Genomic DNA, 21,807 nt, shown 5'->3' on the forward strand with positions numbered 1-21,807 from the left:
AAGGTAATGCAGCGCGCGGGCGCCCGGCGTGCCAAGGGTAGGCACTGATAAGGGCACCGGAGGCGAGGGATATATTTAACTTCTTAAATAAATCCGGCCTGTTCCCATGATCCTCCTGGCTTCCAATGAAAACCCGCTCGGCATGCCCGAGTCGGCCCGCCGCGCGGCGGCCGCGGCGCTCGAAGGCGCCGGCAACTACCCCGACAGCAACGGCACCGCGCTGAAGAACGCGCTGGCCGCCCGGCTCGATGTGCCGCCGGACTGGCTCACGCTCGGCAGCGGCTCGAGCGAGATCCTCGAACTCGCGGCGCAGGTGAGTCTGAAGCCGGGCGAGGGCGTCGTCTACTCCCAGTACGGCTTCGTGGTCTATGCACAGGCCGCGGCCCACGCCCATGCGCGCGCCACCGTCGTGCCGGCGCGCGAACACGGCCACGACCTCGGGGCCATGCGTGCCGCCATCGGCGACGACACCCAGCTGGTGTTCGTCGCCAACCCGAACAACCCGACCGGCACCTTCATCGACGCCGCGCCGCTGCTGGCCTTCCTGCAGTCGGTGCCTTCGCACGTGACGGTGCTGCTGGACGAGGCCTACACCGAGTACCTGTCGCCCGCGCAGCGCTACAACAGCATCGAGTGGGTGCGGCGCCTGCCGAACCTGATCGTGGCGCGCACCTTCTCCAAGGCCTTCGGGCTGGCGGGGCTGCGCATCGGCTACGGCGTGTCGCAGCCGGCGCTGGCCCTGCGCATGAACGCGCAGCGCCCGCGCTTCAACGTGACCACGCCGGCGCAGGCCGCCGCGGTGGCCGCGCTGGGCGACACGGACTACCTGGCGCGCACCTATGCGCTCAACACGGCCGGCCGCGAGCAGCTCGCGGCGGGCTTCACCGAGCTCGGCCTGCCGTACGTGCCCTCGTCGGGCAACTTCCTGATGGTGCAGGTCGGCGACGCGCAGGCCGTGCACACGCGCCTGCTGGCGGCGGGCATCGAGGTTTCGCTGCTCGGCAACTACGGGCTGGGCGAGTGGCTCCGCATCAGCATCGGGCTGCCCGAGCAGAACCGCGCGGTGCTGGCCGCGCTGCGCTGACCCGGACGGGCCGGGCTGGGCCAGGTCGAGCCAGGCCAAGGCGGACTTCGCGCGCGTGACTGTTTTTTCCGACAACCCTCCGAGGAGACAAGGACCATGAAACGCCGTCAGTTCGCAGCGCGCACCGCTGCCGCCTTTGCCGCCACGGCCGCCGCGCCGTGGGTGTTCGCGCAAGACCGCACGGTGCGGATCCTGGTCGGCTTTCCGCCGGGCGGCTCGGCGGACGTGGTGGCGCGGGTGCTCGCCGAGAAGATGCGCGTGTCGCTGGGGCAGAACGTGATCATCGACAACAAGCCCGGCGCGGCCGGCCGGCTTGCGCTGGGCGAACTCAGGCGCGCCGCGCCGGACGGTGCCACGCTGGCGTTCTCGCCCAGCGGCGCGATGGTGATCCACCCCTGGCTCTATCCGAACCTCGGCTACGACCCGGCGAAGGACTTCGCGCCGATCGCGCTCGGCAGCACCTTCGACTTCGCGGTGACGGCCGGCCCCGGCGCGCCCGCGGGCGACCTGAGGACGGTGCTGGCCTGGATGAAGGCCAACCCCGGCAAGGCCAACTACGCCACCTCGGGCGCGGGCACGGTGCCGCACTTCGCGGGACAGCTGATCGCGCAGGCGGCCGGCGTGCCGATGACGCACGTGGCCTACCGCGGCGGCGCGCCCGCCGCGCAGGACCTCATCGGCGGGCAGGTGCCGCTGATGGTCGACACGGCCTTGGAAACCATCGAGCACCACCGCGCGGGCAAGGTCCGCATCCTCGCGGTGACGGGCGAGCAGCGCAGCCGCGCGCTGCCCGAGGTGCCGACGCTGAAGGAGGCGGGCATCGACGTGACGGCCGACGCCTTCTTCGGGCTGTACGGGCCGCCGGGCATGCCGCCCGAACTGGTCGCGCGCATCGACCGGTCGGTGGCCGATGCGCTGCGCATGCCCGACGTGCAGGAAAAAATCCATTCGCTGGGGCTCGTGCCCACGCATGCCGGGCCGGCCGAGCTGGCGGCGGTCCAGGCGGCGCACCTGAAGCGCTGGGAGATGCCGATCAGGAACTCGGGATTCAAGGCCGAGTCCTGAGCCTGGCATTTCTCCCTCCCGTTCCGGGGGAGGGCGGGGTGGGGCCAGCAACCTTTGAGCGCGCGCGGCGTTGAAGGCCGCGTGCCCCCCTCCCGGGCTTCCCCCGGGAGGGGAATGAGCAAGACCGCCGACGCGGCGCTGGTGTCTTACACCTGCGCGCTGAGGTCCTTCGCCGCGGCGCGCACAGGCTCGATGTAGGCCTCGTCGTACCGGTGCGCCGGCATCGTCAGCGTGACCGCCGCGGCCAGGCGGCCGTCCGCGTGGAACACCGGCGCGGAGATGCCCGCGAGTTCGGCCGTGCGGTCGCCCACCAGCGCGCAGTAGCCCTGCGCGCGGATCGCGTCGTACAGCTTGCGTTCCTTCGCGCCGCGCGGCCGCTCGGCCTCGGGCCCGAAGGCGATCAGCACGCGCGCCCCGGCGCCCCGGTCGTTGGGCAGCAGGTCGCCCGCGCGCACGTGGTCGCGCACCACGTGCGACGAATCGACCCGGAACTGGCACAGGCGCACCCAGCTTTCGCCCTGGTCCTGCCGCACGTGGTAGGCCGCGCTCTCGCCCGTGTCGGCGGCCAGTGTGCGCAGCACCGGCAGCACGATGCGGTCGAGCGACTGCGACGCCGCATAGAGCCCGTGCAGCCGCGCGATCTCCATGCCCAGCGCGTAGCGCCCGTCGTCCTGCCGGCGAATCAGCCGTGCGTGTTCCAGCGACGCCAGCAGCCGCAGCACCGTGCTCTTGTAGAGCTGCGTGCGCTCGGCGAACTGCGCGAGCGTGAGCGCCTCGTCGCCCGCCCGGAAGGCCGAGAGCAGGCTCAGCGCACGGTCGACCGCGGCGGCGCCGCCGGGGGCTGCGTTGAGGTCGGACACCGATTCGGTCTGGGCTTTGCGGGGCATGGGGTGAGGCAGTGGCGGAGTGGGGGAATGGCTCGGCTTGACAGTCGATGCGTTCGACGGTCTAATTCTGTTTAACGGAATTTAGTTCTGTCTGATAGAACTGTCAAGCGAAGCTTCAAGAAAGCTTCCACTCCAGGAGACACCCTCGATGACACCCCCCGACGTCCTCATCAGCGAGGTCGGCCCGCGCGACGGCCTGCAATCGGTCAAGGCCACCATGCCCACGGCCGACAAGCTGCGCTGGATCGACGCGCTCTACGCCGCCGGCGTGCGCGAGATCGAGGTCGCGTCCTTCGTGCCCGCCAAGCTGCTGCCGCAGATGGCCGATGCCGCCGACGTGGTGCGCCACGCCGTCACGCTGCCCGGCCTGGTGGTGATGGCGCTGGTGCCCAACCGCAAGGGCGCGCAGGCCGCGCTGGAAGCCGGCGTGCACAAGCTCACCATGCCGGTGTCGGCCAGCGTGGCGCATTCGCTGGCCAACGTGCGCAAGACGCCCACCGAGATGGTGGAAGAGGTGCGCGCCATCTCCGAGCTGCGCCGCGCCATGGCGCCGCAGGTGAAGCTCGAGGCGGGCATTTCCACCGCCTTCGGCTGCACGCTGCAGGGCCTGGTGCCGGAAGACGACGTGATCCGCCTGGCCGCGCAATGCATCGAGGCCGGTGCCGACGAATCGGGTCTTTCAGACACCGTGGGCTACGCCAACCCCGCGCAGGTGCGCCGCCTGTTCAAGCGCCTGCGCGCCGAAGTCGGCAGGCATGCCGGTGCGGCCCACATGCACAACACGCGCGGCCTGGGCATCGCCAACTGCCTGGCGGCATGGGACGAGGGCGTGCGCACCTTCGACGCTTCGCTCGGCGGCCTGGGCGGCTGCCCGTACGCGCCAGGCGCCTCGGGCAACGCGGTCACCGAAGACCTCGTGTTCATGTTCGAGGCGATGGGCGTGCGCACGGGCATCGACATCCTCAAACTCATCGCGGCGCGCGCGCCGCTCATGGCCGGCCTGCCCGGCGAACCGGTCTACGGCATGACGCCCGAGGCCGGCCTGCCCAAGGGTTTCGTTCAGGGCCTTGCCCAGGAAAACACCGCACATGTCTGAAGCCAATCCACCGCCGAATCCCTTGCCCTACGCCGGCATCCGCGTCGTCGAGTTCACCCACATGGTCATGGGCCCGACCTGCGGCCTGCTGCTGGCCGACCTGGGCGCCGAGGTCATCAAGGTCGAGCCCATCGAGGGCGACAACACGCGCCGCCTGCTGGGCTCGGGCTCGGGCTTCTTCCCGACCTTCAACCGCAACAAGAAGAGCATCGCGCTCGACCTGAAGCAGCCCGAAGGCGTGGAGGCCGCGCTGCGGCTCATCGCCACGGCCGACATCGTGAGCGAGAACTTCAAGCCCGGCACCATGAAGAAGCTGGGGCTCGACTACGAGACGCTGGCCAAGCTCAACCCGCGCCTGATCTACGTGAGCCACAAGGGCTTCCTGCCCGGCCCCTACGACCACCGCACCGCGCTCGACGAGGTGGTGCAGATGATGGGCGGCCTGGCCTACATGACCGGGCGCTCCGGAGACCCGCTGCGCGCGGGCACCAGCGTGAACGACATCATGGGCGGCATGTTCGGCGCCATCGGCGCCATGGCCGCGCTGCGCCAGCGCGAGCTCACCGGCAAGGGCTGCGAGGTGCAGTCCGCGCTGTTCGAGAACAACGTGTTCCTGGTGGCGCAGCACATGATGCAGTTCGCCGCCACCGGCAAGGCGGCCGACCCGATGCCCAGCCGCATCTCGGCCTGGGCCGTGTACGACGTGTTCACCGTGAAGGACGGCGAGCAGATCTTCCTGGCCGCCGTGAGCGACAAGCAGTGGCTCATCTTCTGCAAGGCCTTCGGCCTGGAAGACATGCTGGCCGACCCGCGCCTGAAGACCAACAACGACCGCGTGCGCGCGCGCGAATGGATGATGCCGATCCTGCGCTCGCACCTGGCGAACCACAGCGCGGGCGAGCTCGCGGCGGTGTTCGAGAAGAACGAGCTGCCGTTCGCGCCCATCACCAGGCCGCAGGAGCTGTTCGACGACCCGCACCTGAACGCCACCGGCGGCCTGGCGCCGGTGCGCATGAACGACGGCAGCATGGCCAAGGTGCCGCTGGCGCCGTTCACGCTGGGCGGCGAACGCCCCGGCATCCGCCTTCAGCCGCCGCACATCGGCGAGCACAGCCGCGAGCTGCTGAAAGAAGTGGGCTACAGCGATGAAGCAATCGCTGCGCTCGAGACACGACACATCACCCTCGGAGACTGACACCATGTTTTTCACTTCACGGCGCGCCTTGCTGGCGTGCGCCGCGGCTGCCGCATGCCTGAGCGCCGCTCCCTCCCTCGCCCTGGCCGACACCGCCTGGCCCGACAAGCCGGTGCGCCTGGTCGTGCCCTACACGCCCGGCGGCGCCACCGACATCGTGGCGCGGCTGATCGCGCAGAAGCTCATCGACGACACCCACTGGACCTTCATCGTCGACAACCGCGCGGGCGGCAACGGCAACATCGGCATGGACGTGGTGGCCAAGTCCAAGCCCGACGGCTACACCGTCGGCCTGGGCCAGACCGCCAACCTGGCGATCAACCCGACGCTGTTCCCCAAGATGCCCTACGACGCGCTGAAGGACCTGGTGCCGGTGGCGGTGGTGGCCTCGCAGCCGGTGGTGCTGGTGGTGCGCGCGGACGCGCCCTACAAGTCGCTGGCCGACCTGGTCGCGGCCGCCAAGGCCCAGCCCGGCGAGATCAAGCAGGCGCTGGCCGGCACCGGCACGCTGGGCCACATGGCCGGCGAGGTGCTGGCCAGGCGCGCGGGCTTCAAGGTGCTGAACGTGCCGTACAAGGGCGCCGCGCCCGCCATCACCGACCTGCTCGGCGGCCAGACCGACTACATGTTCGCCACGCCGCAAGGCGCGCTGGCCATGGTGAAGGGCGGCAAGCTGCGCGCGCTGGCCGTCACCTCGGCCAAGCGCCTGCCGGTGATGGCCGACGTGCCGACCGTGGGCGAGAGCTACAAGGGCTTCGAGGCGGTGGACTGGAAGGCGCTGGTGGTGCCGGCCGGCACGCCCGCCGACATCGTGAAGAAGCTCAACGCCGCCGTCGACAAGGCGCTGGCCAAGCCCGCGACCATCTCGCAGCTGCTGGCCGAAGGCAGCACGCCGGTCGGCGGCAGCGCCGAGAAGGCGGCGCAGTACATCAAGGCGGAGCACGCGCGCTGGGGCGCGGCGGTGCGCGAGGCCGGGGTGCGGCCCGAATAAGGGTGGCTGCTTGCGAGGGTAGGAGGGCGGCGGAAGGCGGGGGCGGGCTATAGTTTCCGCCCCATGGACCGCCTCAAGCAGCTCGAATCCTTCGTCTCGGTCGCAACCCGGGGCGGGCTCACGGCCGCGGCCAAGGCCGAGGGCGTGGCGCCGGCCATCATGGGCCGCCGGCTCGACGCCCTGGAAGAGCGCCTGGGCGTGAAGCTGCTGGTGCGCACCACGCGGCGCATCACGCTCACGCACGAGGGCAGCGCCTTCCTGGAAGACTGCCAGCGCCTGCTCACCGAGTTCGCCAACGCCGAAGCCAGCGTGAGCGCCGGCGGCGTCAAGGCCAGCGGCCACCTGCGCGTGACCGCGCCGGCCGGTTTCGGCCGCCGCCACGTCGCGCCGCTGGTGCCGCGCTTTCATGCGCTGCACCCGGAAGTGACGATCTCGCTGAACCTCAGCGACCGCGTGGTCGACGTCACCGGCGAGAGCTTCGACTGCGCGGTGCGTGTGGGCGACCTGCCCGACTCGTCGCTGGTGAGCGTGCGGCTGGCCGACAACCGCCGCCGCTGCGTCGCCACGCCGGAGTTCGTGCGCCGGCACGGCAAGCCCAGGCACCCGGGCGAGTTGTCGCGCTTCGCCTGCCTCACGCTGTCGAGCGACGCCTCGCAAACGCGCGGCTGGGCCTTTCGCATTACCACCGAGGCCGGCGCGCAGGAGCTGATCCACCTGCGCCCCAGCGGCCCGCTCGACTGCTCCGACGGCCAGGTGCTGCACGACTGGTGCCTGGCCGGCCACGGCATCGCCTGGCGCAGCACCTGGGAGGTCGAGGCCGAGATCGATGCCGGCCTGCTGGTGCCTCTGCTCGACGAGTTCGCCGCGCCGCCCAACGGCATCTATGCGGTGTTCGCCGGCGCCAAGCACCTGCCGCTGCGGGTGCGACTGTGGCTTGATTTCCTCAAGGAGCAGTACGGGAATCCGGAATTCTGGGGTGGAAGGGCCTGAGGGCGGGGGAGCGGCGGCAGAATCCGTTCAACGCTCCCATCTGCAAATCCGCCGCTCCTGAGAAGAAAGCCATCGATGACCCTCGAAGCCATCCTCGCGTACCTGCACTTGCTGGCCATCCTCACGATGGTCGTGTTCATTTCCAGCGAGGCCGCGCTGTGCCGCGTGCAGTGGCTCAACGCCGCGGTGGTGGAGCGGCTGGCGAAGCTCGACATGGTCTACGGCATCGCGGCCATCGCGGTGCTGGCCACCGGCATCGCGCGCACCTGGTGGGGCGTGAAAGGCACGGCCTGGTACTGGACCAACCCGCTGCTGCACGTGAAACTGGGGCTCTTCATCATCGTGGGCGTGGTGTCGATCTTTCCGACGCTCACCTACTTCCGCTGGCGCAAGACGCTGCGCGCCACCGGCAAGCTGCCGGCCGAGGCCGACGTGAAGAAGACGCGCAAGCTGGTGATGGTGCAGGCGCACCTGATCGCGCTGATTCCGCTGGTGGCGGTGTTCCTGGCACGCGGCTTCGGCAAGTAAGCGCAAGCAGGCAACCCGTCACATGGGACACCCCGGCATCCAGCTCCTGTTTGCCGGCACCATCTTCAGCAGCGCATTCCTGCTGTTCCTGGTCCAACCGCTGATCGCCAAGCAGATCCTGCCGTGGTTCGGCGGCTCGGCCGCGGTGTGGTCGATCTGCATGGTGTTCTTCCAGGTCGTGCTGCTCGCGGGCTACGCGTACGCCGACTGGGTCACACGCCACCTGCGCATGCGGGCGCAGGCCGTGCTGCACGTGGCGCTGCTGCTCGCGAGCCTGGCGCTGCTGCCGATCGTGGTGGGCGCCCAGTGGAAGCCCACGGGCACCGAAGACCCGGCCTGGCGGATCCTGGGCCTGCTGTTCGGCACCATCGGCCTGCCGTACTTCCTGCTCTCGACCACCGGGCCGCTGGTGCAGTCGTGGGTGGCGCGCACGCCCTGGGGCGCGCAGGTGTACCGCTATTTCTCGCTGTCGAACCTGGCCTCGCTGCTGTCGCTGCTGAGCTACCCGGTGCTGATCGAGCCGCGCAGCTCGCTGCTGCAGCAGGCCAACGGCTGGTCGTGGGGCTACGCGGCGTTCGTGCTGTTGTGCGCGGGCACCACGCTGTACATGGCCCGGCGCTGGCCCGCCGGCGCGATGCCCCTGCCTTCCCCGGCGCCCAGCCAGGCGGGCGTGCCCGACACGCCGCCGCGCGTGGCCGACTACCTGTTGTGGCTCGCGCTGCCGGCGCTGGCCTCGTGGCTGCTGCTGGCCGTGACGAACCACATCACCCAGAACGTTGCCGCGGTGCCGTTCCTGTGGGTGCTGCCGCTGTCGCTGTACCTGCTGACCTTCGTGCTGTGCTTCGAGAGCGACCGCTGGTACCGGCGCGGCGTGTTCCTGCCGCTGGCCGCCGCCATGCTGCTGCTGTGCGCCTTCGGCCTGCAGCGCCACTTCGTCGCCGAGGTGCGCGTGGCGCTGCCGCTGTACGTGGCGGGGCTGTTCGTGCTGTGCATGTTCCTGCACGGCGAAACCGCGAAGCTGCGGCCGGGGCCGCGCTACCTGACGCGCTTCTACCTGATGCTGTCGCTCGGCGGCGCGCTGGGCGGGGTGACGGTGGGGCTGGTCGCGCCGCATGTGCTGGCGGCGTACTACGAGCTGGGGCTCGGCCTGATGCTGACCGCGCTGGCCGCGGCGTTCGTGCTGCGCCGGCAGGTGCGCCTGCGGGTGTGCTGCGTGGCGCTGGCGGCCTGCTGCACGCTGTTCCTGCTGGTGCAGGTGGGCAGCGACCGCGCGGGCGCGCGCAGCCTGCAGCGCAACTTCTACGGCGCGCTGCTGGCGTACGACACCCCGGCCACGCCGCCGTCCGACAGCGTGCGCGAGCTGGCGCACGGCTCGGTCAAGCACGGCGCGCAGTTCCTCGACCCGGCGCGCCGGCGCGAGCCGACCACCTACTACGGCGAGACCTCGGGCATCGGCCGCGCGATTGCCGCCGCGCCGGCCGGGCCGCGCCGCGTGGGACTGATCGGGCTGGGCACCGGCACGCTGGCCACCTATGGCCGCAGCGGCGACGTCTACCGCATCTACGAGATCAATCCGCAGGTGTTCGCGTTGGCGGACGAGGAGTTCACCTTCCTGCGCGACAGCCGCGCCCGCATCGAGCGCGTGCTCGGCGACGCCCGGCTGGCGCTGGAGCGCGAGCCGGTGCAGGGTTTCGACGTGCTCGCGGTGGACGCCTTCTCGGGCGACTCGGTGCCGGTGCACCTGCTCACGGCCGAGGCGATGGACACCTACCTGCGCCACATGCGGCCCGACGGCGTGATCGCCTTCCACGTGACCAACCGCTTCCTGGCGCTGGCGCCGGTGATCGCCAAGGTGGCCGAGGTGCGCGGGCTGCACGCGGTGCTGGTGCACGACGATGCCGCCCAGGCCGACTGGCTGCGGCGCACCGACTGGGTGCTGGTGGCGCGCAACCCGCAGGTGCTGGCGCGCGAGCCGGTGCGCGCGGCGGCGGCGCCGATTGCCACCGAGCCCGGCCAGCGGCCCTGGACCGACGACTTCAACAACTTGCTTGGCGCGTTGAAGTAGCTTCAGGGTCCAGGCTTCAGGGGCCAGCTTGGCGGCGCGGCCACGAAAAAGGCCCGCACGCGGCGGGCCTCTTTTCACAAATGTCAGCCATGTCGGCTATGTCAGCGGCTTCGGCCGCTCGCCGACGACAGCGCTCAGCCCTTGGCGGCGTCGGCTTCGCACTTCTTCATGAAGCTGTTCTTCGCGGCACCGGCCAGGGCCTTGCCGTTCTTGTCGACCGCCTTGGTCGCGCAGGCGGGTGCCGCGGCGGCCTTGGTTTCCTTCTCGCACTTCTTGATGGAGCTGGCCTTGGCGGCGCCGGCCAAAGCCTTGCCGTTCTTGTCGACGGCCTTGGCGTCACAGGTGGCGCCGGCAGCCGGTGCGGCCATGGCGGGGGCTGCCGCGGGGGCGGCGGCCTTGTCCTGCGCGTAGGCGCTGAACGACAGGCAGGCGCCGAGCGCGACGGTGGACGCGACCAGGGAAAGGAGCTTCTTCATGATGGATATGTCCTTGCAAGGTTGGGTTATCTGACGGTTGCCCCGCCCCGGGGCCGACCACCTCAACGGTCGAAGTTGCCGGTTGGATGACGATCGTCAACAGCTCCCGGGTTTGCCCCCGGTAAAATTTGCGGATGCTATTGGTCAAACAGGAGCTGCTCGCGGCGCTCGCGAACACGCTCGAATCCCTCTCGCCCGGCGCTGGCTCCAAAGCCGCGTTCGAGTCGCCCAAGGTGGCTGCCCATGGCGATTTCGCCAGCACGGCCGCCATGCAGCTCGCCAAACCGCTGGGCCAGAAGCCCCGCGACCTGGCCGAGCGCCTGAGCACTGCGCTGCTCGCCACCCCCGCTTTCACCCAATGGGTGGAGGCGATCGAGATCGCCGGTCCCGGTTTTCTCAACATCCGTCTCAAGACGGCCGCCAAGCAGCAGATCGTGCGCGAAGTGCTGGCCGCGGGCGGCGGCTTCGGCCAGCAGCCCGCCACGGGCGAGAAGGTGCTGGTCGAGTTCGTCTCGGCCAACCCGACCGGCCCGCTGCACGTGGGCCACGGCCGCCAGGCCGCCCTGGGCGACGCCATCTGCAACCTGCGCGCCTCGCAGGGCGAGAGCGTGTGGCGCGAGTACTACTACAACGACGCCGGCGTGCAGATCCAGACGCTGGCCAACAGCACGCAACTGCGCGCGCGCGGCTTCAAGCCCGGCGACGCCGAATGGCCCAGCGGCGAGAAGGCGCCGGCGTACAACGGCGACTACATCGCCGAGATCGCCGCCGACTTCAAGGCCCAGAAGACCGTCAAGTCGGAAGACCGCGAAGTCACCGGCACCGGCGACATCGAGGACATCGAGGCCATCCGGGAGTTCGCCGTGGCCTACCTGCGCCGCGAGCAGGACCTGGACCTGCAGGCCTTCCGCGTGCGTTTCGACCAGTACTACCTGGAGTCCAGCCTGTACACCAGCGGGCGCGTCGAGGCCGCGGTGCGCAAGCTCGTGGCCGCAGGCAAGACCTACGAGCAGGACGGCGCGCTGTGGCTGAAGTCGACCGACTACGGCGACGACAAGGACCGCGTGATGAAGAAGCAGGACGGTACGTACACGTACTTCGTGCCCGACGTCGCGTACCACATCGCCAAGTGGGAGCGCGGCTTCCACAAGGTCATCAACATCCAGGGCACCGACCACCACGGCACCATCGCGCGGGTGCGCGCCGGGCTGCAGGCAGCGGGCGAGGGCATACCCGAGGGCTACCCCGACTACGTGCTGCACACCATGGTGCGCGTCATGAAGGGCGGTGAAGAGGTCAAGATCAGCAAGCGCGCCGGCAGCTACGTCACGCTGCGCGACCTGATCGAGTGGACCAGTACCGACGCCGTGCGCTTCTTCCTGCTGAGCCGCAAGCCCGACACCGAGTACACCTTCGACGTCGACCTGGCCGTCACCAAGAACAACGACAACCCGGTGTACTACGTGCAGTACGCGCATGCGCGCATCTGCTCGGTGCTGGCCGGCTGGGGCGGCGACGCCGCCACGCTGAAGGACGTCGACCTGTCGCCGCTGGAAAGCCCGGCGGCCCAGGCGCTGATGCTGCTGCTGGCCAAGTACCCGGCCATGCTCACGGCCGCGTCCAAGGATTTCGCCCCGCACGACGTCACTTTCTACCTGCGCGAACTGGCCGCCAGCTACCACAGCTACTACGACGCCGAGCGCATCCTGGTCGACGACGAACAGGTCAAGCTGGCCCGCCTGGCGCTCGTCGCCGCGACCGCGCAGGTGCTGCACAATGGCCTCGCGATTCTCGGCGTCAGTGCGCCGAGCAAGATGTGAACCACCTCAACATGAAGAAGACAACCAGACAACGCGGCAACATCGTCATCGGCCTGATCATCGGGCTGGTGCTCGGCCTGGGCGTCGCGCTGGGCATCGCGGTCTACGTGACCAAGGTGCCGATCCCGTTCGTGACCAAGACGCAGCGCGGCGGCGCCGAGCAGGACGAGGCCGAGGCCCGCAAGAACCGCGACTGGGACCCGAACGCGCCGCTGGCCGGCAAGGCGGGCGCGGCCAAGCCGGCGCCGGCCGCGACCGGCCCGGTCAACCCGATCACCGGCGAGCCGGCCACCGCCGCCGTCGCCCCCGGCACCCCGCCGCCCACGACCGCACCGCCGGTGCCCGTGGTGGTGACGCCCAAGCCGCCGCGCACGGCACCGGTGCCGGCCGAAGCCAACGCGCTGCCGCCGTCGAACGATCCGCTGGGCGACCTCGCCCGGGCGCGCTCGGGCAGCACGACCACCGCTTCTGCCGCGCCGAGCAGCAGCAACAACAACAGCGCCGCCAGCAGCTCGGGCGCCGATCCGTTCATGTACTTCGTGCAGGCCGGCGCCTTCCGCACCACCGACGACGCCGAGGCGCAGCGCGCCAAGCTCTCGCTGATGGGCGTGGAAGCCAAGGTCACCGAGCGCGAACAGGCGGGCCGCACCGTCTATCGCGTGCGCGCCGGCCCGTTCAACAAGAAGGACGACGCCGACCGCCTGAAGGACCGTCTCGACGGCGGCGGCATGGAATCGGCGCTGGTCCGCGTGCAGCGCTGAGCCGGCGGCCGACACGAATAGCCCTTAAGCTTCGCGCGGCGGCGTTTGCCGCCACCATTCATCGCTCTAAGCCCTGTGCGCACCGTGGGCGGGGGGAACTCCCCGCCGCGCGCCGGCTCAGTCTGCCGTACCAACTGGAGAACCCTTTCAATGAAACGTCGTGACTTTTCGCTGGCCGCCACTTCGCTCGGGCTGTTGTCCCTGGCCGCCAACCCGGCTCACGCCCAGGCGCGCGTGCCCAAGGCCGGCACCGAGTACCTGGTGCTCGACAAGCGCGCACCGGTCGACGCACCGGCCGGCAAGATCGAAGTGGTCGAGTTCTTCTCGTACAACTGCCCGCATTGCAACGACTTCGAACCGTCCCTCGAAGCCTGGGTCAAGACGCTGCCGAAGGAAGTCGCGTTCCGCCGCATTCCCGTGCCGTTCGTGGGCAACGACGTCGAAGCCAAGCAGCGCCTGTACTACGCGCTGGAAGCCATGGGCAAGGTCGACGAGTTCCAGCCGAAGGTGTTCAGCGCGATCCACGCGCAGCGCCAGAACGTGAACGGCGACGCCAACATCATTGCCTGGGCCTCGGCCAACGGCCTGGACGGCGCCAAGTTCAAGGAAACCTTCACCTCGTTCGGCGTGGCCAGCAAGGCCAAGCGCGCCACGCAGATGACCGACGCCTACAAGGTGGCCGGCGTTCCCGCGATGGCAGTGGCCGGCCGCTGGTATGTGGATGGCGAGACCGCCGGTAACATGACCAAGGTGCTTCAGGTCGTGAACTATCTGGTCGGCGAAGCAAAGAAGGGCTGACCGAAGCAAAGAAGGGCTGACGCCCGAGGCCGCGCGCATTTCCTGCCGCTGCCTTCTCCCTTTTTGCAAGGGATACCTGGCCCGCCTCGGCGGGCTTTTTCATCTGTGCGTGCGGGGCTGACGCAATCAGCCGCATACAATGCCGAGCAAGTTTCGTGCCTCTATGACATTGCACTCTTACCCCACCACTCCCCTCCTGCGTCGCGTCGGCCGCCTGGCCGCCGCCGCGCTCCTGCTGGCCGGCTTCGCTTCGGGCGCGCTGGCCGAGACCGCCGACCGCACCAAGCCGATGAACATCGAGTCGGACGCCATGCGTTACGACGACCTGAAGCAGACCAGCGTGTTCACGGGCAACGTGCTGGTCACCAAGGGCACGATCATCATCCGCGGCGCACGCCTGGACGTGCGCCAGGACGCCGAGGGCTACCAGTACGGCGTGGTCACCGCGGCCCCCGGCAAGCGCGCTTACTACAAGCAGAAGCGCAACGCGCCCGACGAGTGGATCGAGGGCGAGTCGGAAGTCATCGAGTACGACAGCCGCGCCGACAACGTCAAGTTCATCCGCAACGCCGTGATGCGCCGCCTGCTCGGCGCCACGCCGAACGACGAGAGCCAGGGCGCGCTGATCGTCTACGACCAGAGCAACGACACCTACACGGTCAACGGTTCCACCGTGCCGCCGAACACCGCCGTCAACGCGTCCACCCCGGGTGGCCGCGTGAAGACCATCCTGACCCCCAAGGCCGCGACCGCGCCCGGCGCTGCCGTTCCGGCCGGTGCCAAGGCGCCACCGCCGGCACCCACCCCGGCGCCCGGCAAGGGCCTGCGCCCGAGCACCACGCTCAGTGACGAGGGAGAAACCCGCAAGTGATCGAAACCGCTGGAACGCAGGACGCCAACGGCACGCCGGGCAGCCGCCTGGTCGCGCGCGGCCTGAAGAAGAGCTACGGCAGCCGCACGGTCGTGAAGGACGTCTCTCTCGACGTGCAGAAGGGTGAAGTCGTCGGGCTGCTCGGGCCGAACGGCGCGGGCAAGACCACTTCGTTCTACATGATCGTCGGGCTGGTGCGTGCCGACGCGGGCGACATCACCATCGACGGCGAGCCGATCGCCCACATGCCGATCCACCGCCGCGCCCGCATGGGCCTGAGCTACCTGCCGCAGGAAGCCTCGATCTTCCGCAAGCTCACGGTCGAGGAAAACGTGCGCGCCGTGCTCGAGCTGCAGCAGGAGCCCGACGCCAACGGCAAGATGGCGGCGCTGTCCAAGCAGCACATCGAAGAGCGCCTGTCCGAGCTGCTGGCCGACCTGCGCGTGGACCATCTGCGCGATTCGCCCGCGCTGGCGCTGTCGGGCGGCGAGCGCCGCCGCGTCGAGATCGCGCGCGCGCTGGCCACCCAGCCACGCTTCATCCTGCTGGACGAGCCCTTTGCCGGTATCGACCCGATCGCCGTGATCGAGATCCAGCGGATCATCAGTTTCCTGAAGGAACGTGGCATCGGCGTGCTCATCACCGACCACAACGTGCGTGAGACGCTGGGCATCTGCGACCACGCGTTCATCATCAGCGACGGGCACGTGCTGGCACAAGGCACGCCTTCGGAGATCGTCGACAACGCCGAAGTACGCAGGGTGTACCTCGGCGAGCACTTCCGGATGTAAGGGAGGGTCGGGTTCTCCATGAAGCAAGGGCTGTCCCTTCGCGTCTCGCAGCATCTTGCGCTGACGCCCCAGCTCCAGCAGTCCATTCGGCTGCTGCAGCTCTCCACGCTCGAACTGAGCCAGGAGGTGGAGCAGATGCTGGACGAGAACCCGTTCCTGGAGCGCACCGCGGAAGAGGCGGCGCGCGAGGAGTTCGGGCTCGACACGGCCGATGCGCCGGTGCCGCGCGATGACGCAGGCGACAGCGCCGATGGCGGCGAGGGCGACTTCACTCCATCCGCAAGCACCTCCAGCACGTCCACGGAAACCAGCACCGGCAGCACGGAGTCCGACGGCCCGGCCGCCGAAATCACCGAGCGCGAGCCCGACTGGGAAGGCGACGGCACCGTCGACATGGCGGCGCCCGACGACAGCGAGTGGGGCAGCGACGCGCCCGCGCGCCAGAACAACCTGGGCGACGACGAACGCGCCGACGCCACCGAGCTCGCGCGCAGCCAGGAGTCGCTGCAGTCGTTCCTGCACCGCCAGGCGCTGAGCCTGCGGCTGAACGAGAACGACAACGCCGCGCTGCGCTTCCTGATCGAATCGCTCAACGACGACGGCTACCTCGAAGACTCGCTGCCCGCGCTGGCCTCCGGCCTGGCCGGCGACGACAACGACCAGTTCGACGACCTCGTGCACCACTTCCAGGTGGCGTTGGGCCTGCTGCAGAGCCTGGAGCCCGCCGGCGTCGGCGCGCGCGACCTGGGCGAATGCCTGAGCATCCAGCTGCGCGCGCTGGCCAGCGAGGACGAGAGCGACGACCAAGCGCTGGTCCGCAAGACCGCCATCGCCATCTGCAAGCTGCCGATGGAGCTGCTCGCGCGGCGCGACTTCAAGCGGCTGGCCACGCTCACCCGCACCAACGAGGAGCTGGTGCGCTCGGCGCTGCAGATCATCGCGCGCCTGGAGCCCAAGCCAGGCCGGCGCTTCGTGGACGTCGAGCGCAACATCGTCATTCCCGACGTGATCGTCACCAAGACGGGCCGCGGCACCAACATCAAGTTCCGCGTCATGCTGAACCCCGAGGTCATGCCGCGCCTGCGCGTGCACGACATCTACGCCGGCGCGCTCAAGGCGCACAAGGGCGAGGGCAGCCAGGCGCTGTCGCAGCGGCTGCAGGAGGCGCGCTGGTTCATCAAGAACATCCAGCAGCGCTTCGACACCATCCTGCGCGTGAGCAACGCCATCGTCGAGCGGCAGAAGAGCTACTTCGTGCACGGCGAGCTCGCCATGCGCCCGCTGGTGCTGCGCGAGATCGCCGACGAGCTGGGCCTGCACGAGTCGACCATCTCGCGCGTGACCACCGCCAAGTACATGTCCACGCCGTACGGCACGGTCGAGCTCAAGTACTTCTTCGGCTCGGCGCTGGGCACCGAGACCGGCGGCAACGCGTCGAGCACCGCGGTGCGCGCGCTGATCAAGCAGTTCGTGAGCTCCGAGAGCATCAAGAAGCCGCTGTCGGACAGCCAGATCTCCGAGATGCTGAAGGAGCAGGGCATCGAGTGCGCGCGCCGCACCGTGGCCAAGTACCGCGAAGCGCTGCGCATCGCCCCCGCCAACCTGCGCAAGGCGCTGTAGAAAGCCGCCGATGAGCCGTCGCCCGATGTCGCGCTGGGGGCATTGGATGTCGGCTTTGCTTGCCGTGCTGCTTTTTTCCGGCTGCGCCACCTTGCCCGACGAGGCCCCGCGCCCGCCCACCAAGGCCATGGCCGCGTCGGCCGACACCGCACTGGGCAAGATCGCGCTGGCCGCCCAGCCCGACCCCGACCTGAGCGGCTTTCGCCTGATGCCCGGCGGCGACTTCGCCTTCGACACCCGCATCCAGCTGGCCCGCCGCGCCCAGCGCACGCTCGACGTGCAGTACTACCAGATCGAGAACGACGAGACCGGCCGCTACCTGCTGCGCACCCTGCGCGACGCCGCGCTGCGCGGCGTGCGCGTGCGGCTGCTCATGGACGACCTCTACACCTCGGGCGAGGACGAGCTGCTGCGCGGCTTCGCCGCCACGCCCAACGTGGAGCTGCGCCTGTTCAACCCGTTCCCGGCCGGGCGCGGCAGCATCCTGAAGCGCTTCACCGCGTCGCTGTTCGACTTCAGCCGCGTGAACCGGCGCATGCACAACAAGCTGTTCATCGCCGACGGCGCGATGGCGGTGGCGGGCGGACGCAACATCGGCAACCAGTACTTCCGGCGCACGGCGGGCGAGAACTTCCTCGACCTGGACACCTTCGTCACCGGCGCGCTGATCCCGCGGCTGGGCGGCCTGTTCGACCAGTACTGGAACAGCGTCTACGTGCGGCCGGTGGCGTCGGTCGTGGCCAGCGACCTGTCGCGCGAGGAGCTGCAGCGCCGCTTCGAGGCCGCCACCGCGCCCGGCACCACGCCACCCCCGCCGCCGCCCGCGCCCAACGACCTGCTGGGCTACAGCCCGATGGCCGACGACCTGGACAGCGGCAAGCTCAACCTGATCTGGACCCTGGCCGAGGCCTACGCCGATTCGCCCGACCGCGTGATCGGCAAGACCGCCTCGTACGGCGGGGTGCCGCTGCTGGACGTGGACAGCGTGCGCTACAACGTGGTCGAGCAGATGCGCCGTGCGCGCGCCGAGGTGACCATCGTCTCGCCGTACCTGATCCCGGGCGCCACGGGGCTGGAAGTGATGCGCGAGATCCGCCGGCGCGACGTGAAGATCAGCGTGGTCACCAATTCGCTGGCCGCCACCGACGAGCCGCTGGTGCACACCGCCTACCGGCGCTACCGCCCGGACATGCTCAAGCTGGGCGCCGACCTGTACGAGCTGAGCTCCACGCGCACCCGGCGCAGCGTGCGGCTGGGGCTGTTCGGCACCTCGGTGGGCCGGCTGCACGCCAAGTCGGCGGTGATCGACCGGCGCACGCTGTTCGTGGGGTCGATGAATTTCGATCCGCGCTCGGAGTCGGCCAATACCGAGATCGGCCTGATCATTCACAGCCCCGAAATGGCGCAGCAGATGCTCAAGCTGCTCGACGTGCTCAAGCAACAGGGCGCCTACCGGCTGCGCTTTGCCGAGGGCAGCAACGAGTCGCGCATCGAATGGACCAGCGAGGAGGCCGGCAAGCTCACCGTGCTGACCGAGGAGCCCGACTCGGGCTTCTGGGACCGCACCATGCTCGAGATCCTGGCGCCGCTGACGCCGGAGAGCCTGCTCTAGCCTGCGCGGTCCGGGCCGGGGCTAGCTAGTTGCCGCGAACCGCCGACCACACCAGCCGGACGCCCAGCAGCCCCATCACGCCGCCGGCCACGCGGTCGATCCAGACCTTGTAGCGCAGGTAGGCCGAGCGCGGCGCGGCCGACGACAGGGCCAGCGCCACCACGGTGTACCAGCCGGTCTCGATGCAGAAGATGACGGCCGGCACCGCCAGTGCCAGCGCGAGCGGCACGTCGTGCGGCAGGAAGGCGGCAAAGATGCTGGCGTAGACCACCGCCGTCTTCGGGTTGCTGACCTGGGTGGCCAGGCCGAAAAGAAAGGTACGGAAGGTACGCCCGCCGCGGCCCTGGCCGGCGCGCGGGTTACCTGCTTCCTGCGCCACCGGCAGCGGCTGGCGGGCGCCGCGCCAGATGCGTACCCCCAGGTACACCAGGTAGGCACCGCCGAATCCCTTGATGGCCAGGTACAGCCCGGGTACCGCCAGGAATGCCGCCTGCAGCCCGGCCAGCGCCGCGATCGCAAAGACCAGCCCGCCCGCGCCCATGCCCAGCGCGGCCGCCAGCCCCTCGGTGCGCGAGGCCACCGCCGTGCGGGCGACCATCACGAAACTGGGGCCCGGGCTCATGGCGCCCACGGCCATCGCGCCGGCAATGCCGAGCAGGGAAAGGGTGCTGTTCATCGGGTCTTGTCTCCTGTTCTTGTTACGAATTGCCGAACAACGTGCACAAACGCACGTTCATCGGAGATTGAAAAGTAAACTCTAAGTAGTACACGGATAACTTTTGGTTTACATTTTGTCCATCGAGGTAACAACGATGCAAAACATGAAAAACCTACTTCTTCTGGCCGTATGGGCAGCAGTGCTGGCGTTTTTGCTCAGTTTCTTCTACTGGAGCGACGCCCCCGTCGCCGAGCAACTGCTGTTCGGCGCGTTGATGACTGTCGCCACCGGTGCCTGGATGCTCGCCCTGCTGAATCTTCCGCGCGCCATCATCGCCGCGCGCAATTGGCTGAAATCGCCCAAGGACGCTGAAGAGCACCTGGGCGCCGCCGATTCGCACAAGCCGGTCGCGCGCTGAGCCGGCCGGCCAGCCGGGCGGGGGCGGGGCGCACCGGCTGCGGCCGGGCCTGGTTCAGGGCTGGATGTTCACCGCTTCCACCTGAACCAGCAATTTCACCTTGTTCTCGAAGCCGAAGTTCAGTCCCCAGGTGATTCCCCAGTCGCTGCGCTCCACCGTGGTCTCGAAGTCGCCGCCGCACACCTGGCGGTTGATGAGCGGGCTCAGGTAGCAGTTGAAGCGCACCGCCTTCAGCGTCACCGGACGGGTCTGGCCCATCAGCGTGAGCTTGCCGGGCACGTCGACCACCTTGTCGCCGCTGAACTCGATGCGCTCGGCCACGAAGCGCCCGGTCGGAAACTCCGCCACGTTGAAGAAATCCTTGCTCTGCACATGCCGGTTGAGCAGGTCGACGCCGGTGTTGATGGAGCTGATGTCCATCGTGATGTCGACCGAGCCGCTGTTGCCGGCGCCGTCGATCTTCACCGAGCCGTCCTTCGTGCTGAAGCGCCCGCGGTTGGTGGTGGTGCCGTAGTGGCCCATCTCGTACATCACGAAGGTGTGGGTCGGGTCGACCACGTAGCTGGCGTTCTTCACCGGTCCGCCCGATGGCTTGGCGGCCACCGCCGGCGCCGTGTAGTCCTGGGCCGAGGCGCTCGCGCAGGCGAGGGCCGCGGCACACAGCGTGGCGGCGAAAAGGAGCTTCTTCATGGCGTGCGTTCTGTGCTGCTGGGAGCGGTGGATCGTGAATGCGTCTGGGGTCGACGGGGAAGGCGCGCGGCTCACAGCGGGCCCAGCCCGGAGAGCGTGAACTTGAAGCGAACCTGCACGTCGTTGCCGACCATCGAGGTGTCGGTCCATTCGCCGTCGCCCACCTTGTAGTCGAGCCGCTGGATCGTAAAGCTTCCGGTGGCCACCGCGTAGCCGCCGGACGCGGTGATGGCCACCGGCACCGTCACCGGCTTCGTCGTGCCCTTGAGCGTGAGCTTGCCGGCCATCTCGAACCTGCCGTCGCCCAATGCCTTGATGGCGCCCGACTGGAAGCTGGCCTGCGGGAAATGCGCGGCGTCGAACCATGGCGCCTTGGGCAGCTCGGCGTCGCTCATCGGAATGCCGAAGCCGGCGCTGGCCGTGTCGATCTGCAGCGCGACGGTGCCGCCTTCGGGCTTCTTCGGATCGAAGGCGACCTGCGCCTCGAACTTCTTGAAGCTGCCTTCCACCGGCACGCCCATCTGCTTGCTGACGAAGACGATCTGGCTCTTGTCGGCCACCAGCCGGGTGGCCGCGGGTTCGGCGAGCGCTGGCAGCGCCGCGGCGAAGGCCAGCGCCGCGAAGGCCGACGAGATGGCCGACGAGATGGCCGACGCCGAGATGGCCGGTGCCGAAAAGGGCGGCAGGCGCAAAAGATGGGGCTTCATCGGGCAGATTCCTTGCGTGGCGCGGGCCACATGCGTTTCAGAAGACCGTCGCGGTCGATCCAGTGGTGCTTGAGCACCGCCGCCACGTGCAGCAGCGCGACGCCCGCCAGCGCAAAGGCGCAGTTGCGGTGCAGCGGCTGCAGCACCGCCTCGGCAAAGGGCTGGTCGACCGCCACGAAGTCGGGCAGCGCGAGCACGCCGAACCACGCCACCGGCATCCCCATGGCCGAGCTGTAGGCCCAGCCGGTCAGCGGCACCGCGAAGAACAGCAGGTACATCAGCGCGTGGCTCACGCGGTAGCCCGACAGCTGCAGGCGCGACATGCCCGGCGGCAGCGCCGGCGGCCGGTGCCCGAGCCGCCACAGCAGCCGCAGCGCCGACAGCGCGAGGATCGTGAGGCCGGCCCATTTGTGCCAGCTGTAGACCTTCAGGCGCAGCGGCGAAAACGGCAGCCCCGTCATGTAGAGCCCGACGCCGAGCGAGCCGACGATCAGCGTCGCCAGCAGCCAGTGCAGCGCCATCGCGAACGAGTCGTAGCGCTGGCTGCGCGGCGCGGTGGCGAGAGGAGAAGAGGAGGCGGGGGGGGGGTCGGCGGACATCGGGGGCAGGACCTGCGGCCTGTGCGCGGAGCATATATCGGAAGCCGTGACAGCACTGCACGGCCCGTGCCAAGCCTCGTGCCAA

At 69.4% G+C, this 21,807-nt stretch carries 22 protein-coding genes; 16 read left to right on the plus strand and 6 right to left on the minus strand.

Annotation, left to right across the window (positions count from 1 at the left end; translation table 11 throughout):
- Nucleotides 1-106: 106 nt before the first annotated feature.
- Complete coding sequence (gene hisC, locus BM004_RS15810) at nt 107-1,084, plus strand: histidinol-phosphate transaminase (protein WP_093214705.1); 978 nt, start codon at nt 107-109, stop codon at nt 1,082-1,084.
- A 96-nt stretch (nt 1,085-1,180) separates the two neighbouring features.
- On the plus strand, nt 1,181-2,149 hold the full coding sequence (locus BM004_RS15815; RefSeq protein WP_093214708.1) for a Bug family tripartite tricarboxylate transporter substrate binding protein: 969 nt from the start codon (nt 1,181-1,183) through the stop codon (nt 2,147-2,149).
- 146 nt (nt 2,150-2,295) lie between these two features.
- Here BM004_RS15815 and BM004_RS15820 read toward each other — a convergent pair whose 3' ends face one another.
- Nucleotides 2,296-3,036, minus strand: a complete 741-nt coding sequence (locus tag BM004_RS15820; RefSeq protein WP_093214710.1) for an IclR family transcriptional regulator — start codon at nt 3,034-3,036, stop codon at nt 2,296-2,298.
- A gap of 148 nt (nt 3,037-3,184) precedes the next feature.
- Between BM004_RS15820 and BM004_RS15825 the strand changes: the two genes are divergently transcribed.
- The 6 genes from BM004_RS15825 (at nt 3,185) to BM004_RS15850 (ending at nt 9,901) form a co-directional block, all read left to right on the plus strand.
- Complete coding sequence (locus BM004_RS15825) at nt 3,185-4,132, plus strand: hydroxymethylglutaryl-CoA lyase (RefSeq protein ID WP_093214713.1); 948 nt, start codon at nt 3,185-3,187, stop codon at nt 4,130-4,132.
- On the plus strand, nt 4,125-5,327 hold the full coding sequence (locus BM004_RS15830; RefSeq protein ID WP_093127203.1) for a CaiB/BaiF CoA transferase family protein: 1,203 nt from the start codon (nt 4,125-4,127) through the stop codon (nt 5,325-5,327). The genes BM004_RS15825 and BM004_RS15830 overlap by 8 nt, the downstream gene beginning before the upstream one ends.
- 4 nt (nt 5,328-5,331) lie before the next feature.
- Nucleotides 5,332-6,318, plus strand: coding sequence for a Bug family tripartite tricarboxylate transporter substrate binding protein (locus tag BM004_RS15835; protein WP_093127201.1), 987 nt, complete (start codon nt 5,332-5,334; stop codon nt 6,316-6,318).
- Nucleotides 6,319-6,381: 63 nt separating this feature from the next.
- A complete protein-coding gene (locus BM004_RS15840; RefSeq protein WP_093127199.1) occupies nt 6,382-7,308 on the plus strand; it encodes a LysR family transcriptional regulator in 927 nt (308 codons plus the stop codon).
- Between the two features lie 75 nt (nt 7,309-7,383).
- The gene (locus BM004_RS15845) at nt 7,384-7,836 is read left to right on the plus strand and encodes a DUF2214 family protein (RefSeq protein ID WP_093127197.1); all 453 of its coding nucleotides are present in this window, start codon (nt 7,384-7,386) and stop codon (nt 7,834-7,836) included.
- 22 nt (nt 7,837-7,858) lie between these two features.
- Entirely contained in the window at nt 7,859-9,901 is a 2,043-nt protein-coding gene (locus tag BM004_RS15850; RefSeq protein ID WP_093214715.1) for a fused MFS/spermidine synthase, read from the plus strand.
- A 134-nt stretch (nt 9,902-10,035) separates the two neighbouring features.
- Here the strand turns inward: BM004_RS15850 and BM004_RS15855 are convergent, their stop codons facing one another.
- Nucleotides 10,036-10,377: a hypothetical protein gene (locus BM004_RS15855; protein ID WP_093127192.1), complete on the minus strand. Its 342-nt coding sequence runs from the start codon at nt 10,375-10,377 to the stop codon at nt 10,036-10,038.
- A 134-nt stretch (nt 10,378-10,511) separates the two neighbouring features.
- Between BM004_RS15855 and argS the strand changes: the two genes are divergently transcribed.
- The 7 genes from argS (at nt 10,512) to BM004_RS15890 (ending at nt 18,650) form a co-directional block, all read left to right on the plus strand.
- Entirely contained in the window at nt 10,512-12,197 is a 1,686-nt protein-coding gene (argS, locus tag BM004_RS15860) for an arginine--tRNA ligase (protein WP_093214719.1), read from the plus strand.
- An 11-nt stretch (nt 12,198-12,208) separates the two neighbouring features.
- Entirely contained in the window at nt 12,209-12,958 is a 750-nt protein-coding gene (locus BM004_RS15865; protein WP_093215000.1) for an SPOR domain-containing protein, read from the plus strand.
- Nucleotides 12,959-13,108: 150 nt separating this feature from the next.
- Nucleotides 13,109-13,756: a thiol:disulfide interchange protein DsbA/DsbL gene (locus BM004_RS15870; protein ID WP_093127187.1), complete on the plus strand. Its 648-nt coding sequence runs from the start codon at nt 13,109-13,111 to the stop codon at nt 13,754-13,756.
- A gap of 163 nt (nt 13,757-13,919) precedes the next feature.
- Nucleotides 13,920-14,627 carry a lipopolysaccharide transport periplasmic protein LptA gene (gene lptA / locus BM004_RS15875; protein WP_093214721.1) on the plus strand — a complete coding sequence of 236 codons (708 nt, stop codon included), beginning with the start codon at nt 13,920-13,922 and terminating at the stop codon, nt 14,625-14,627.
- Nucleotides 14,624-15,418, plus strand: a complete 795-nt coding sequence (gene lptB / locus BM004_RS15880; protein ID WP_093127181.1) for an LPS export ABC transporter ATP-binding protein — start codon at nt 14,624-14,626, stop codon at nt 15,416-15,418. The genes lptA and lptB overlap by 4 nt, the downstream gene beginning before the upstream one ends.
- 18 nt (nt 15,419-15,436) lie before the next feature.
- Nucleotides 15,437-17,038: an RNA polymerase factor sigma-54 gene (gene rpoN, locus BM004_RS15885; protein WP_093214722.1), complete on the plus strand. Its 1,602-nt coding sequence runs from the start codon at nt 15,437-15,439 to the stop codon at nt 17,036-17,038.
- Nucleotides 17,039-17,048: 10 nt separating this feature from the next.
- Complete coding sequence (locus tag BM004_RS15890; protein WP_093214724.1) at nt 17,049-18,650, plus strand: phospholipase D family protein; 1,602 nt, start codon at nt 17,049-17,051, stop codon at nt 18,648-18,650.
- 25 nt (nt 18,651-18,675) lie between these two features.
- Here BM004_RS15890 and BM004_RS15895 read toward each other — a convergent pair whose 3' ends face one another.
- Nucleotides 18,676-19,326, minus strand: coding sequence for a LysE family translocator (locus tag BM004_RS15895; protein ID WP_093214726.1), 651 nt, complete (start codon nt 19,324-19,326; stop codon nt 18,676-18,678).
- A gap of 136 nt (nt 19,327-19,462) precedes the next feature.
- On the opposite strand from BM004_RS15895, the gene BM004_RS15900 reads away from it, so the two are divergent.
- A complete protein-coding gene (locus BM004_RS15900) occupies nt 19,463-19,726 on the plus strand; it encodes a hypothetical protein (protein ID WP_143072436.1) in 264 nt (87 codons plus the stop codon).
- A gap of 54 nt (nt 19,727-19,780) precedes the next feature.
- On the opposite strand, the gene BM004_RS15905 is transcribed toward BM004_RS15900, so the two are convergent.
- The 3 genes from BM004_RS15905 to BM004_RS15915 all read right to left on the minus strand — a co-directional run bounded on the left by BM004_RS15905 (nt 19,781) and on the right by BM004_RS15915 (nt 21,722).
- Nucleotides 19,781-20,416: a YceI family protein gene (locus tag BM004_RS15905; protein WP_093127169.1), complete on the minus strand. Its 636-nt coding sequence runs from the start codon at nt 20,414-20,416 to the stop codon at nt 19,781-19,783.
- A gap of 71 nt (nt 20,417-20,487) precedes the next feature.
- Entirely contained in the window at nt 20,488-21,123 is a 636-nt protein-coding gene (locus BM004_RS15910) for a YceI family protein (protein ID WP_093214728.1), read from the minus strand.
- Nucleotides 21,120-21,722 carry a cytochrome b gene (locus BM004_RS15915; RefSeq protein WP_093214731.1) on the minus strand — a complete coding sequence of 201 codons (603 nt, stop codon included), beginning with the start codon at nt 21,720-21,722 and terminating at the stop codon, nt 21,120-21,122. The genes BM004_RS15910 and BM004_RS15915 overlap by 4 nt, the downstream gene beginning before the upstream one ends.
- Nucleotides 21,723-21,807: the final 85 nt, after the last annotated feature.

Source organism: Variovorax sp. OK212 (assembly GCF_900112425.1).
Lineage (GTDB): Bacteria > Pseudomonadota > Gammaproteobacteria > Burkholderiales > Burkholderiaceae_C > Variovorax.